This window comes from Kutzneria sp. NPDC052558 (assembly GCF_044547355.1).
Taxonomy (GTDB): Bacteria; Actinomycetota; Actinomycetes; order Mycobacteriales; family Pseudonocardiaceae; genus Kutzneria.
The window spans coordinates 67,483-80,365 of record NZ_JBIUAG010000025.1 but is presented as its reverse complement, the minus strand read 5'-3'; the positions used below and the strand labels follow the sequence as shown (position 1 = coordinate 80,365).

The following is a 12,883-nucleotide window of genomic DNA, read 5'->3' as shown; positions in this document are numbered from 1 at the left end:
CCGCGCGGTGACTGTGCTCGGGAGCACAGGGGCCCTTGGCGTGCCCTGGAATAATCTTCCTGGGAAGATGCGTTCCTGGGAAGGAACGTTCGGGGTATGAGGGAGCAAGTCATGAGCACTGTTTCGAAAGTCGTGCTGATCACCGGCGCGAGCAGCGGCATCGGCGCCGTGACGGCGCGGCGGCTCGCCGCCGCCGGCCACACGGTGGTGCTCGGCGCCCGCCGGGCCGACCGACTGGCCGAGGTGGCGGACAAGATCAAGGCCGACGGCGGCGAGGCCAGGGCCCTGCGCCTCGACGTCACCGACCGGGACAGCGTCGCCGAGTTCGTCGCCACCGCGCACGACCGGCACGGCCGCGTCGACGTGCTGGTCAACAACGCCGGCGTGATGCCGCTGTCGCGACTGGACGCGCTGCGCGTGGACGAGTGGCAGCAGACCATCGACGTCAACCTGACCGGCACCCTCAACGGCATCGCCGCGGTGCTGCCGCTGATGAGCGAGCGCGGCGGCCACATCGTCAACGTCTCGTCCACGCTGGGCTTGGAGATCGTGGCGACCTCGGCCGTCTACAGCGCGACCAAGGCCGCCGTGCGGGCGCTGTCGGAGGGCCTGCGCAAGGAGCACCAGAACATCCGGGTCAGCGTGATCAGCCCGTCGTTCACCGAGTCCGAACTGCTGGGCTCGGGCGGCGACCCGGCCACCATGGCCTGGGTCCAGGACATGGCCGGCAAGCTGAACATGCCCACCGAGGTCGTGGCCGACGCGATCGCCTACGCCATCGACCAGCCCGCCGCCATCGACGTCAGCGAGATCGTCGTCCGGCCGGTCGCCCAGGCCGGCTGACCTGGCTGGCGGTGATCAGACTCCACGTTGGAGAGGGCCGGTCCGCGGGCACGGTCTCGTCCGGACGTGAGACGCGATCACCCCCATGTCCGCCGTCGGCATGGGGGTGATCGGCTTCAGTGCTTGTCCTGGCTCAGAGGCCCATGCTCGAGCCGAGGCTGTCCAGCGCCTTCTGGACCAGCGCCTGGGCGTTGGCGTTCAGGTTGGCGTTGCTGCCGTTCACGACCCAGGAGGAGCCGGAGAAGATCACCACGGTCACGCCGCTGTCGACGCCGCCGGTGGTGCCGCTGCTGGGAATGCCCAGCGACGAGGCCGCCTTCACCGACGCCTCGCCCAGCTCGCGCGAGTCGTTGTCCGAGGTGGTCTGGTCGTTGCCGGTCTGGGTGTCGCCGAAGATCGCGCCGATGACCTTGCTCTTGTAGAACATGAGCGCGAACTGCCGGCCCTTGATCCCGTGCTCCTTGTAGAAGAAGTGCGGGCACGGGGACTTGCGGTCGTAGCAGTCGTCACCCAGCACGTAGAACGGCACGTGGTGGGCGGCCAGCTGCGCGCCGTTGCTGTCCTGGAAGGTGGTCTCGTCCTGGTGGTCCGGATCCGAGTCCGGGTCGCTGCCGTCGTCGTCCACGGCCAGGCTGGAGCTGTAGGCGTAGACGCCCGAGGCCACCTGGTAGACGTTGACGTTCTGGGCCCGCGTCATGGTGTTGATGTGGGGCTTGGAATTGACCTTGTTGGCGGTCGTGCTGTTCTTCTTGACGCCGGCCAGCACCTCGGCGGCCGTGTAGGACGGGGAAGCGGCCGTCTGGCCGACCGCGGCTGCCGAGGCGGGGGTGGCAGCGGCGGTGGTCCGGACAGCGGCGGGCGCCGCGAGCGCTAACGCCGCCGCGGCCACCACCGCGACGCGCGTGCGGATGGATGACATGAGTGCAGGGCCTCCATCGAATCGTTAGGAAACTTTCCTAACGTAGTGAAGCACTACGGCCGCCCCGTGTCACGAGATCAACTTTCCCGGAATGTCAGGCTGGCGTTACGAAACCTGGGCATACCGGACACGGTGAGGTTCAGTCGGCTGAACGGGCCTGCTCGACGTTCGAGGGGTGGGGGGGCGAGCCGGTCCTGGTCGAGGCCGGGGTCGACGGGGGCGTCGTCGCGGCACAGGGCGTCGAGGTAGGCGCGGTCGGCGGCGACCGCGGGGCCCTGTCCGTCGCAACTAACAATCAGTCTTGACTGTTTGTTAGTTGGAAGCCACACTCGTCGGCATGGCACCGGAGCTGACGCGGCAGCGGCAGGCCGACCGCAGCCGGGAGACCAGACGCAAGCTCATGGAGGCGACGGTCGACTGCCTGGTGGAGCACGGCTGGTCGGGCACCACGACCACGCAGGTCGCGGAGCGCGCGGGGGTGTCCCGCGGCGCGCAGCTGCATCACTTCCGCACGCGCAACGAGCTGGTGACGGCGGCGGTGGAGTACGTCGGCCAGGAGAGCGCGGAGCAGCTGCTGAGGGAGTCGGCCCACGTCGCCACGGCGACCGACCGCACCTACGCGGTGGTGGAGCTGGTGGTGGACTTCTTCGTCAGCCCCATGTTCACGGCGGCCCTGGAGCTGTGGGTGGCGGCGCGCACGGACCCGGAGCTGAAGCCGGTGGTGGTGGACCTGGAAACCAGGCTGGGCCGGCAGTGCCACCGGCTGACGGTGGAGCTGCTCGGCGTGGACGAGAGAAAGCCGGGCGTGCGGGAGACGGTGCAGGCCACGCTGGACCTGGCCCGCGGCCTGGCATTGGCCAACCAGCTGAGCGACGACTCGCGCCGGCGGAGCCGGATCCTGCGGCAGTGGGCCTCGATGCTCGACGCGGTGGTGAAGGAGCAGTCATGACGGACATCGCTGCCCTGGCGGCGGATCTGGTCGCGGAGAGCGAGAGCGCGGACGGCCTGGTCGCCGACCTGGACGCGGACGGCTGGGCGACCCCGACGCCGGCGCCGGGCTGGACGATCGCCCATCAGGTGGCGCACCTGGCCTGGACGGACCGGCAGGCGCTGCTGGCTGCGACCGACGAGGAAGCCTTCGCCGACACGGTGAAGCAGGCGGCGGCCAACCCGACCGGCTTTGTCGACGAGGCCGCCGAGCAGTGGTCGCGGCGGGCTCCGGCCGAGCTGCTGGCGCAGTGGCGGCAGGGCAGAACCGAGCTGGCGCAAGCGCTTGCGGCCGTCCCGAGTGGACAGAAGCTGCCGTGGTTCGGGCCGCCGATGGCCCCCGCGTCGATGGCGACGGCCCGGATCATGGAGACCTGGGCCCACGGCCAGGACATCGCCGACACGCTCGGCGTGCGCCGCGAGCCGACGGCCCGGCTGCGGCACGTGGCCCACATCGGCGTGCGGGCAACGGGTTTCGCCTTCCAGGTCAACGGCCTGCCCAAGCCGACCGAGCCGATACGGTTCGAGCTCACCGGGCCCGGCGGCGAGAGCTGGACCTGGAACGACGAGGACGCGGCCAACCGGATCACCACGCCGGCGCTGGACTTCTGCTATCTCGTCACGCAGCGGCGGCACGTCGACGATCTCCACATCGAGGCGACCGGGCCGGTGGCCGAGCAGTTCGTCAAGGTGGCGCAAGCGTTTGCCGGCCTGCCGGGCGCGGGACGCAAGCCGGGGGAGTTCCTGTGAACTATCGAATCGGCAATGCCTCGGGCTTCTACGGCGACCGTTTCGACGCCGTGCGGGAGATGCTCGACGGCGGCCCGCTGGACGTGCTGACCGGCGACTACCTGGCCGAGCTGACCATGCTCATCCTGGGCCGGGACCTGATGAAGGACCCGACCAAGGGCTACGCGAAAACCTTTCTGCGCCAACTGGAGGGCTCGCTCGGCACGGCCGTGGACCGCGGCGTGAAGATCGTGGCCAACGCCGGCGGCCTGAACCCGGCCGGCCTGGCGGCGGCGATCCGCGAGCTGGCCGAGCGGCTGGGCATCGCGGTCAGGGTCGCCCATGTCGAGGGCGACGACGTGCGCTCGAAGTTCGACGGATTCCTGACGGCGAACGCCTATCTGGGCTGCTGGGGCATCGTCGAGGCACTCAATGCCGGCGCGGACGTGGTCGTCACCGGGCGGGTGACCGACGCCTCGCTGATCGTCGGGCCGGCGGCGGCGCACTACGGCTGGGCCCGTGACGACTGGGACAAGCTGGCCGGGGCCACGGTCGCCGGTCACGTGATCGAGTGCGGGGCGCAGGCCACCGGCGGCAACTTCGCCTTCTTCACCGAGATCCCCGACCTGCTGCACGCCGGGTTCCCGATCGCCGAGATCGAGGCCGACGGCTCGTCGGTGATCACCAAGCACGCCGGCGCCGGCGGCGCGGTCACCACGGAAACCGTGACGGCCCAACTGCTCTACGAGATCGGCGGGCCGGACTACCTGGGCCCGGACGTGGTCAGCCGCTTCGACACGATCTCGCTGGCTCAGCAAGGCCCCGACCGGGTGAGCATCTGCGGGGTTCGGGGCGCCCCGCCGCCGCCGGACGCCAAGGTGTGCCTGAACCGGCTGGGCGGCTTCCGCAACTCGATGACGTTCGTCCTGTGTGGACTGGACGTGGAAGCCAAGGCCGACCTGGTGAAGCGCCAGCTCACCGAGCGCATCGGCGCCGACGGCGTGACCTGGACCCTCGGCACGGTCGCGCATGACGAGCCGCCGACCGAGGAATCGGCCAGTGCGCTGTTGCACGTGACCATCAAGGACGCTGACGGTAAGCGATCGGGACGAGTGTTCTCCCAGGCCGCGGTCGAGCTGGCGTTGGCGTCCTACCCGGGCTTCCACGTCACCGCCCCGCCTTCCGATGCCACCCCGTTCGGCGTGTTCTCGGCGGCTTTCCTGGCGCAGCAAGCGATTGCTCACACGGTCGTGTTGCCGGACGGTCGGCGGGTCGAGGTGACACCGCCGGCCGAAACCGTTCCCGTGCGCGAGCAGGTGAGCGTCGAACCCGACGGCGAACCCGTTGCCACGCCTCGGTTCCGCATCGGCGAGAAGTTCGGCGCCCGCTCCGGCGACAAGGGCGGCGACGCCAACCTCGGCGTGTGGGCCCGCACGGACGAGGACTACGCCTGGCTGGCGCAGACCCTGAGTTCCGCGCGGCTCAAGGAATTGCTGCCCGAACTGGCGGCGTTGCAGGTGGAGCGGTATCCGCTGCCCAATCTCCGGGCGGTCAACTTCGTGGTCCGCGGCCTGCTCGGCGAGGGCGTCGCGGCCAGCACCCGGTTCGACCCCCAGGCAAAGGCGCTGGGGGAGTGGCTGCGATCGGTCGAGGTGAGCGTGTGAGTCCCTGGGAGACGCCGGAACGACGGCAGCTGCGCGACACCGTGCGCGCGTTTGTCGAGCGCGAGGTCCGCCCCCACATCGACCAGTGGGAGCGCGACGGCGAGCTGCCGAGGTCCCTGCACCTCAAGGCGGCCGAGGCCGGCCTGCTCGGCATCGGCTTCGACGAGAAGGTCGGCGGCAGCGGCGGCGACCTTCTCGACACCATCGTGTTGACCGAGGAGCTGATCCAGGCCGGCGGCTCGTCCGGCCTGGTCGCCGGCCTGCTCACGCACGGCATCGCGATCCCGCACATCGTCGCGGCCGGCGACGCCGAGCACGTCGAGCGGTTCGTCCGGCCGGCACTGGCCGGCGAGAAGATCGGCTCGCTGGCCGTCACCGAGCCGGACGGCGGCTCGGACGTGGCCTCGCTGCGCACCCGCGCGGTGCGCGACGGCGACCACTACATCGTCAACGGCAGCAAGATGTTCATCACCTCCGGCACTCGCGCCGACTTCGTCACCACCGCCGTGCGCACCGGCGAGGCCGGCTACCAGGGCGTGAGCCTGCTGGTGATCGAGCGCGGCACGCCTGGCTTCACCGCCAGCCGCAAGCTGGAGAAGATGGGCTGGCACTGCTCGGACACCGCCGAACTGTCCTTTTCGGACGCACGCGTGCCGGTGGCCAACCTGGTCGGACCGGAGAACGGCGGCTTCCCTCAGCTGATGCAGCAGTTCCAGGTGGAGCGGCTGTCGCTGGCGGTGCAGGCCTACGCCACCGCGCAGCGCTGCCTGGACCTGACCGTGGACTACGTGCGCAACCGGGTCACCTTTGACCGGCCGCTGATCACCCGCCAGGTGATCCGGCACAAGCTGGTGGAGATGGCCCAGCGGACCGCGCTGGCCCGCACCTACACCCGTGAGGTCGCGGCCAAGGTGGCGGCCGGCGATGAGGTCATCGCCGAGGTGTCGATGGCCAAGAACGCCTGCACCGACGCCTGCGACTTCGTGGCCAACGAGGCCGTGCAGCTGCACGGCGGCGCCGGCTACCTGCGGGAGTCCGAAGTGGAACGGCACTACCGGGACGCCCGGATCCTCAGCATCGGCGGCGGCACCCGCGAGGTGCTGGCCGAGCTGGCCGCGCGCCGGATGGGATTCGCCTGATGACCGTGATCAAGTCCACAGTGGACACGAACAGCGTCGAGCACAAGGAGAACCGCGAGGCGCTGCTGGACAAGCTGGCCGAGCTGGACGCCGAGCACGCCAAGGCGCTGGCCGGCGGCGGCCCCAAGTACGTGGAGCGGCACCGCAAGCGCGGCAAGCTGCTGGCCCGCGAGCGCATCGAGCTGGTGGTCGACCAGGACGCCCCGTTCCTGGAGCTCTCGGCGCTGGCCGCGTGGGGCAGCGACTACCAGGTCGGCGCGAGCGTGGTCACCGGCATCGGCGTGGTCGAAGGCGTGGAGTGCCTGATCACGGCCAACGACCCGACCGTGCGCGGCGGCGCGAGCAACCCGTGGACGCTGCGCAAGACGTTGCGGGCCAACGACATCGCGCTGGCCAACCGGCTGCCGGTGGTCAGCCTGGTCGAGTCGGGCGGGGCCGACCTGCCCAGCCAGGCCGAGATCTTCATCCCCGGCGGCCAGATGTTCCGGGACCTGACCCGGCTCAGCGCCGCCGGCATCCCCACCGTCACGGCGGTGTTCGGCAACGCCACCGCCGGCGGCGCGTACGTGCCGGGCATGTCCGACTACGTGATCATGGTCAAGGAGCGCTCCAAGGTGTTCCTGGGCGGTCCGCCGCTGGTCAAGATGGCCACCGGCGAGGAGGCCGAGGACGAGGCCCTGGGCGGGGCCGACATGCACGGCCGCACGTCAGGACTGGCCGACTACGTGGCCGTGGACGAGGTGGACGCGATCCGCAACATCCGGCGCGTGGTGGCCCGCCTGAACTGGCGCAAGCTCGGGCCGGCGCCGCGGGCCGAGGTGCTCGAACCCCGTTACGACGCCGAGGAACTGCTCGGCCTGGTGCCGACCGACCTGCGGATCCCGTTCGACCCCAGGGAAGTCATCGCCCGCATCGTCGACGACTCCGACTTCGACGAGTTCAAGCCGCGCTACGGCGACAGCCTGGTCACCGGCTGGGCCACCCTGCACGGCTACCCGATCGGCATCCTGGCCAACGCCCGCGGCGTGCTGTTCAGCGCCGAGGCCCAGAAGGCCACCCAGTTCATCCAGCTGGCCAACCGGGCCGACACCCCGCTGCTGTTCCTGCAGAACACCACCGGCTACATGGTGGGCGCGTCCTACGAGCAGGCCGGCATCATCAAGCACGGCTCGATGATGATCAACGCGGTGTCCAACTCCAAGGTGCCGCACCTGACGGTGGTGATGGGCGCGTCCTACGGGGCCGGCAACTACGGCATGTGCGGCCGGGCCTACGATCCGCGCTTCCTGTTCACGTGGCCCAACGCCAAGTCGGCGGTGATGGGACCGGCCCAGCTGGCCGGCGTTCTGTCCATTGTGGCCAGACAAGCGGCGGCGGCCAAGGGCCAGCCGTACAACGACGAGCACGACGCGGCCATGCGGCAGATGGTCGAGGGCCAGATCGAGTCGCAGTCGCTGGCCCCATTCCTGTCCGGCCGGCTCTACGACGACGGCGTGATCGACCCGCGGGACACCCGAACCGTGCTGGGCCTGTGCCTGTCCGCGGTGCACAGCAACAACGTCAAAGGCGCCGAGGGCTTCGGCGTCTTCCGGATGTGAGGGCCATGATCACTCGACTGCTGGTGGCCAACCGGGGCGAGATCGCCCGCCGGGTCTTCCGCTCCTGCCGGCTGGCCGGCATCTCGCCGGTCGCGGTGTTCTCCGACCCGGACGCGGGCGCCCCGTTCGTGGCCGAGGCCGACCAGGCCGTCCGGCTGCCCGGGGCCGCGCCGTCCCAGACGTACCTGCGGATCGACGCGCTGATCGCGGCGGCCAAGGCCACCGGGGCCGACGCCGTGCACCCCGGATACGGCTTCCTGTCGGAGAACGCCGGCTTCGCCCGGGCCGTGCTGGACGCCGGCCTGACCTGGGTCGGCCCGTCGCCGGAGTCGATCGAGGCGATGGGCTCCAAGGTGGCGGCCAAGAAGCGGGTCGCCGCCGACGGCGTGCCGGTGCTGACCGAGCTCGACCCGGAGACGGTGACCGAGGACGACCTGCCGGTGCTGATCAAGGCCTCGGCCGGCGGCGGCGGTCGCGGCATGCGCATCGTGCGCGAACTGTCCACGCTGCGTGAGGAAGTGGCCGCGGCGCGTCGCGAGGCGGAGTCCGCGTTCGGCGACGGCACCGTGTTCTGCGAGCCGCTGCTGGAGGGCGCGCGGCACGTGGAGGTGCAGATTCTCGCCGACTCGCACGGCGCCGTGTGGGCGTTGGGGGAGCGGGAATGCTCCATTCAGCGGCGGCACCAGAAGATCGTCGAGGAGACGCCTTCACCAGCGGTGACACCGGAAATCCGGGCCAAGCTGTTCGACGCGGCGGTGGCCGCCGCCCGGTCGATCAGCTACGTCGGCGCGGGCACCGTGGAGTTCCTGCTGTCGGCCAAGGGGACCATCCATTTCCTGGAGGTCAACACCCGGTTGCAGGTGGAACATCCGGTCACCGAGTGCGTGTACGGTATCGACCTGGTTCGCTGGCAACTGGCCATCGCTGAGGGTGCCCAGTTGCCGGCGGACCACCCGACCCCCAAGGGCCACGCCATCGAGGTCCGCCTCTACGCCGAGGACCCGGCACTCGACTGGCGGCCGCAGAGCGGGACCCTGCACCGGTTCGCACTGTCCGATGTGGACGCCGAGTTCGCTGTGCCCCGGGAGTACGGGCTGCGACTGGACAGCGGCGTCGAGGACGGGTCGGTCGTCGGCGTGCACTACGACCCGATGCTGGCCAAGGTCATCGCCTGGGGCCCGGACCGGGCGGCGGCCGCCCGCCGGCTGTCGGCCGCGCTGGCCTCGGCCACGATCCACGGCGTGCTGACCAACCGTGACCTGCTGGTGAACGTGTTGCGCAGCAAGGAGTTCCTGGCCGGCGACACCGACACCGGCTTCCTGGACCGGGTCGGCCTGGACACGCTGGCCCAGCCGCTGGTGTCCGATGTGGACCGGGCCGCCCTGGTGGCGGCGATCGCCTTGGCCCAGGAACGCAAGACTCGATTCCCGTTGGGGTGGCGCAACATTGCGTCGCAGCCGCAGCGGACCGTCTTCGAGCAGGCCGAGGTCGCCTATCGCTTCGACCGGGCCGGCCAGCTGGTCGAGCCGGCGGGAATCGAGCTGGTCCGGGCCGGTGCGGACGAGGTCGTGCTGGACGTCGACGGTGTGCGGCAACGCTATGAGGTCGCCCGCTACGGCGACACCGTGTATGTCGGCCCGCTGGCGTTGACGCTGGTCCCGCGGTTCCCGGACCCGACCGACAAGGTCGCCGAGGGGGCCACCGTCGCCCCGATGCCCGGGACCGTGGTGCGGGTTTCCGTGCAGGCGGGGGAAACCGTCGAGGCGGGCGCGGAGCTGCTGGTGTTGGAGGCGATGAAGATGGAGCACCGGGTGGTGGCCGCCGCCGGCGGCACCGTCGCCGAGGTGCTCGTGCAGGCAGGTCAGCAAGTCGAGGCGGGCGCCGTGCTCGCGGTCGTGGAAGGTGGCGAGCAGGCATGAGCTTCGTGGAGAGCGAGGAGCGGCAGGCGCTGCGCAAGGCGGTGTTCGAGTTCGGGTCCAAGTACGGGGCCGACTACTTCACCGCGAAGGCGCGGGCCGGGGAGAAGACCACCGAGCTGTGGTCCGAGGCCGGCAAGCTCGGCTATCTGGGCGTGGCCGTGCCCGAGGAGTTCGGCGGCGGGGGCGGCGGCATCGGCGATCTCGCCGCCGTGTGCGAGGAACTGGCCGCCGCCGGCAGCCCGCTGCTGATGATGGTCGTGTCGCCGGCCATCTGCGCCACCATCATCGCCCGCTTCGGCACCGACGCCCAGAAGCAGCGCTGGCTGCCCGGTTTCGCCGACGGCACCACCAAGATGGCGTTCGCGATCACCGAGCCCGACGCCGGTTCCAACTCGCACAAGCTGGCCACCTCGATCCGTCGCGAGGGCGACGAGTGGATCCTCAACGGGCGCAAGACCTTCATCTCCGGTGTGGACGAGGCCGACGCGGTGCTGGTGGTGGCCCGGCACGTCGACACCAAGGGGCAGCGCCTGCTGCCGTCCCTGATGATCGTGCCCACCGACGCCACCGGCTTCGAATGGCAGCCGATCGAGATGGACATCGTCTCGCCGGAGAAGCAGTTCTCCCTGTTCCTGGACGACGTAAGGCTGCCCGACGACGCCCTCGTCGGCCGGCCCGACGGCGGCATCGGGCAGCTGTTCGCCGGCCTCAACCCCGAGCGCATCATGGCCGCCTCGTTCTCCACCGGCATCGCCCGCAACGCCCTGGGACGCGCCACCGAGTACGTCAAGACGCGCAAGGTGTGGGACACGCCCATCGGCTCCCACCAGGGCCTGTCCCACCCCTTGGCCCAGTGCGCGATCCAGATCGAGCTGGCCCGGCTGATGACCCAGAAGGCCGCCGCCCTCTACGACTCCGGTGATGACCAGGCCGCCGGCGAGGCCGCCAACATGGCCAAATACGCCGGCGCCGAGGCCGCCGCCGCCACCGTGGACCAGGCCATCCAGTCCCACGGCGGCAACGGCCTGGCCACCGAGTACGGGCTCGGTGCGCTGCTCGGGGCGTCCCGGCTGGGCCGGATCGCCCCGGTCAGCCGGGAGATGATCCTCAACTACGTCTCCCAGCACACCTTGGGGCTGCCCAAGTCGTACTAGTCGGACGGGGGAGGCGGCGGCTTCGCCCGGGCGCTGGTCGGATTGGGAATCCGTTGGGGGTGGGCGTTGGTTGTGGTTCTGGTGCCCGCGCCGCGCGGTTGCCGTGGGGTGGGGTTTGCGGTGAGGGGTTGGGCGTTGTTCGGCTGAGGGGCGGGGTCTGCTTTGTGGGGTGGGGGTTATTGTGTGGTTGGGGGTGGGGTGGGGCGGTTGGTTGGGGGCTCCGGGTGGATTTTGTGTGGAGACCTCTGGGCGATGGCGTATCGAGGCGCTATCGGGCAGGCTCCGCCTGCCTCGATACGCAAGAAGCTTATGCCATCGCCCCCCTCCACACAAAATCCACCCTCCGATTGTCGAAGCGGAAAGTATGCGTTTTCAGTCGCTTTCCCGGGTTGCCGGCTTTGTATTGTTGGAGGGGGCGTTTCGGTCCGCTGTGGAATTGTCAAAGAACAGGTGCGGCGGGGCGGAGCGGGAATGCGTTGTGGTCAGTACTGGTGGGGCTGGGTGGTGTAGTGCCGGCCCTGCGGAGTGACCCAATGCAAGGTGCCGTCCTCGTCCAGGGTGACGGTGTGGTCGCCGTGCTTGAGGTGGTGGTGGTGTTGGCAGTAGCCCTTGAGCTGGTCCGGGTTCGTCTTTCCCTGGGGCCAGGGCACGGTGTGGTCGATTTCCTGGATGGGGTTGACGCAGCCGGGGGCGCAGCAGGTGCCGCCGTCGCGGAGTTTGGTGAACTCCCGACAGCGGGCTGGGGGCTTGTAGAGGTGGGTGGCCATCGCGGCGGCCCGCTGGTACTCATCGAGCAGGACCCCGCGCCAGGGGCCCAGCATGGCCAGTTCGCGGGCGGAGTCGGCACTGATGGGGCCATACCCGTCCAGCAGGCCCGGGTCCTCGGTCAGACCCATCAAGGTCTCCATCGAGAGGGTGACGTGGACCTGGACCTTGCGGTCGATGCCGTAGCCCAGGAACCGGTCCAGGAAGGCGTCGACTCGTTTCTGGTCGGTGGTGCGGCAGTCCTTGCACAGGGCGCGGGCGTCGGCGGTGGCGATGTCGTAGCACTGGCGGGCGTCGATGGCGGACATGCGGATGCGGAGTTCGGCCATGCCGTTGGGCAGGGGGTAGAACTCGATCCGGCGTTCCTTGTCGCGGGCCTTCTGGCGGCGTTGCTCGTAGCCCAGGGGGTCGGCCTCGGCCACGAGCTTGGTGGTGCGGCGCGCGAGTTGGGTGCGGGTGAGCTCGGCGGCGACCTCGACCAGTTGGTCTTCGATCTGGGGGATCGTGGCGGGGTCGAGGTGGATCACCCGCTCGTCGACGGTCTCCAGGCGGCGTAGGTCGATCTCCCCGCGCCGCAGCTGCTCACACAGCCGAGGCAGCCGGTCCAGGACTTCGGCGCGTTCCTGCTGGCGGAACAGGGACTGTTCGGACTCGTGGGTGGCCATCGACATCTCGGCCAGATCGTCGAAATCCCGGAGAATGCACAGTCGAGCATGGTCGGCAACCGCCGTGATCTTGCGGGCCGCGATGAATGCGGTGACTTGTTGCTCGGGGGTGAGAGTGGAAAGATCAGCACTCAGGAGCAGGTCCAGCATCGCTCCCGAAGGCTCAGCAGACTCCAGCTCTCGGGTGATTTCTTCCATGCCTCAATCATACGCCCTGTCAAGATCCAAATCGAATCACTAACGGGTGAAATCCCGTTTCATGCATAATCGCGACGACCCCACCCAAAGCACCACCGCAACAATGATCTACACCTTCAGGCTCCGGAGGGTGGATTTTGCGCGGAGGGGGGCGATGGCATAAGCTTGTTGCGTATCGAGGCAGGCGGAGCCTGCCCGATAGCGCCTTGATACGCCATCGCCCAGAGGTCTCCGCGCAAAATCCACCCGGAGTCAGCTGGATAACGGCCCCTCACACCTCAAACAGACTCCACCCCGCCGCCA

Annotated in this window: 10 protein-coding genes; 8 read left to right on the top strand and 2 right to left on the bottom strand. The window is 69.7% G+C overall.

Translation table 11 applies throughout. The annotated features are described in order from the left end of the window. Nucleotides 1-111 precede the first annotated feature (111 nt). The gene (locus ACIG5F_RS35155; protein WP_396524265.1) at nucleotides 112-843 is read left to right on the top strand and encodes an SDR family oxidoreductase; all 732 of its coding nucleotides are present in this window, start codon (nucleotides 112-114) and stop codon (nucleotides 841-843) included. Nucleotides 844-976: 133 nt separating this feature from the next. Here ACIG5F_RS35155 and ACIG5F_RS35150 read toward each other — a convergent pair whose 3' ends face one another. Continuing rightward, the gene (locus ACIG5F_RS35150; RefSeq protein WP_396524264.1) at nucleotides 977-1,762 is read right to left on the bottom strand and encodes a glycoside hydrolase family 75 protein; all 786 of its coding nucleotides are present in this window, start codon (nucleotides 1,760-1,762) and stop codon (nucleotides 977-979) included. Between the two features lie 337 nt (nucleotides 1,763-2,099). Between ACIG5F_RS35150 and ACIG5F_RS35145 the strand changes: the two genes are divergently transcribed. The 7 genes from ACIG5F_RS35145 to ACIG5F_RS35115 are packed head-to-tail and all read left to right on the top strand — an operon-like array spanning nucleotide 2,100 to nucleotide 10,952. After that, the gene (locus ACIG5F_RS35145) at nucleotides 2,100-2,711 is read left to right on the top strand and encodes a TetR/AcrR family transcriptional regulator (RefSeq protein ID WP_396524263.1); all 612 of its coding nucleotides are present in this window, start codon (nucleotides 2,100-2,102) and stop codon (nucleotides 2,709-2,711) included. Further along, entirely contained in the window at nucleotides 2,708-3,499 is a 792-nt protein-coding gene (locus tag ACIG5F_RS35140) for a TIGR03084 family metal-binding protein (RefSeq protein ID WP_396524262.1), read from the top strand. The genes ACIG5F_RS35145 and ACIG5F_RS35140 overlap by 4 nt, the downstream gene beginning before the upstream one ends. Then, on the top strand, nucleotides 3,496-5,142 hold the full coding sequence (locus ACIG5F_RS35135) for an acyclic terpene utilization AtuA family protein (RefSeq protein ID WP_396524261.1): 1,647 nt from the start codon (nucleotides 3,496-3,498) through the stop codon (nucleotides 5,140-5,142). The genes ACIG5F_RS35140 and ACIG5F_RS35135 overlap by 4 nt, the downstream gene beginning before the upstream one ends. Next, the gene (locus ACIG5F_RS35130; RefSeq protein WP_396524260.1) at nucleotides 5,139-6,281 is read left to right on the top strand and encodes an acyl-CoA dehydrogenase family protein; all 1,143 of its coding nucleotides are present in this window, start codon (nucleotides 5,139-5,141) and stop codon (nucleotides 6,279-6,281) included. Before ACIG5F_RS35135 ends, ACIG5F_RS35130 begins: the two co-directional genes overlap by 4 nt. After that, on the top strand, nucleotides 6,281-7,879 hold the full coding sequence (locus tag ACIG5F_RS35125) for an acyl-CoA carboxylase subunit beta (RefSeq protein ID WP_396524259.1): 1,599 nt from the start codon (nucleotides 6,281-6,283) through the stop codon (nucleotides 7,877-7,879). The genes ACIG5F_RS35130 and ACIG5F_RS35125 overlap by 1 nt, the downstream gene beginning before the upstream one ends. Before the next feature lie 5 nt (nucleotides 7,880-7,884). Beyond that, entirely contained in the window at nucleotides 7,885-9,798 is a 1,914-nt protein-coding gene (locus ACIG5F_RS35120) for a biotin carboxylase N-terminal domain-containing protein (RefSeq protein WP_396524258.1), read from the top strand. After that, on the top strand, nucleotides 9,795-10,952 hold the full coding sequence (locus ACIG5F_RS35115) for an acyl-CoA dehydrogenase family protein (RefSeq protein WP_396524257.1): 1,158 nt from the start codon (nucleotides 9,795-9,797) through the stop codon (nucleotides 10,950-10,952). Before ACIG5F_RS35120 ends, ACIG5F_RS35115 begins: the two co-directional genes overlap by 4 nt. A 482-nt stretch (nucleotides 10,953-11,434) precedes the next feature. On the opposite strand, the gene ACIG5F_RS35110 is transcribed toward ACIG5F_RS35115, so the two are convergent. Beyond that, entirely contained in the window at nucleotides 11,435-12,580 is a 1,146-nt protein-coding gene (locus ACIG5F_RS35110; RefSeq protein WP_396524256.1) for a DUF222 domain-containing protein, read from the bottom strand. Between the last annotated feature and the right edge of the window lie 303 nt (nucleotides 12,581-12,883).

Excerpts from the sequence above, each read along its gene's own strand:
- ACIG5F_RS35125 (WP_396524259.1), top strand. The coding sequence starts at position 6,281 with ATGACCGTGATCAAGTCCACAGTGGACACGAACAGCGTCGAGCACAAG.
- ACIG5F_RS35150 (WP_396524264.1), bottom strand. The coding sequence starts at position 1,762 with ATGTCATCCATCCGCACGCGCGTCGCGGTGGTGGCCGCGGCGGCGTTA.
- ACIG5F_RS35140 (WP_396524262.1), top strand. The coding sequence starts at position 2,708 with ATGACGGACATCGCTGCCCTGGCGGCGGATCTGGTCGCGGAGAGCGAG.
- ACIG5F_RS35155 (WP_396524265.1), top strand. The coding sequence starts at position 112 with ATGAGCACTGTTTCGAAAGTCGTGCTGATCACCGGCGCGAGCAGCGGC.
- ACIG5F_RS35120 (WP_396524258.1), top strand. The coding sequence starts at position 7,885 with ATGATCACTCGACTGCTGGTGGCCAACCGGGGCGAGATCGCCCGCCGG.
- ACIG5F_RS35110 (WP_396524256.1), bottom strand. The coding sequence starts at position 12,580 with ATGGAAGAAATCACCCGAGAGCTGGAGTCTGCTGAGCCTTCGGGAGCG.
- ACIG5F_RS35145 (WP_396524263.1), top strand. The coding sequence starts at position 2,100 with ATGGCACCGGAGCTGACGCGGCAGCGGCAGGCCGACCGCAGCCGGGAG.
- ACIG5F_RS35115 (WP_396524257.1), top strand. The coding sequence starts at position 9,795 with ATGAGCTTCGTGGAGAGCGAGGAGCGGCAGGCGCTGCGCAAGGCGGTG.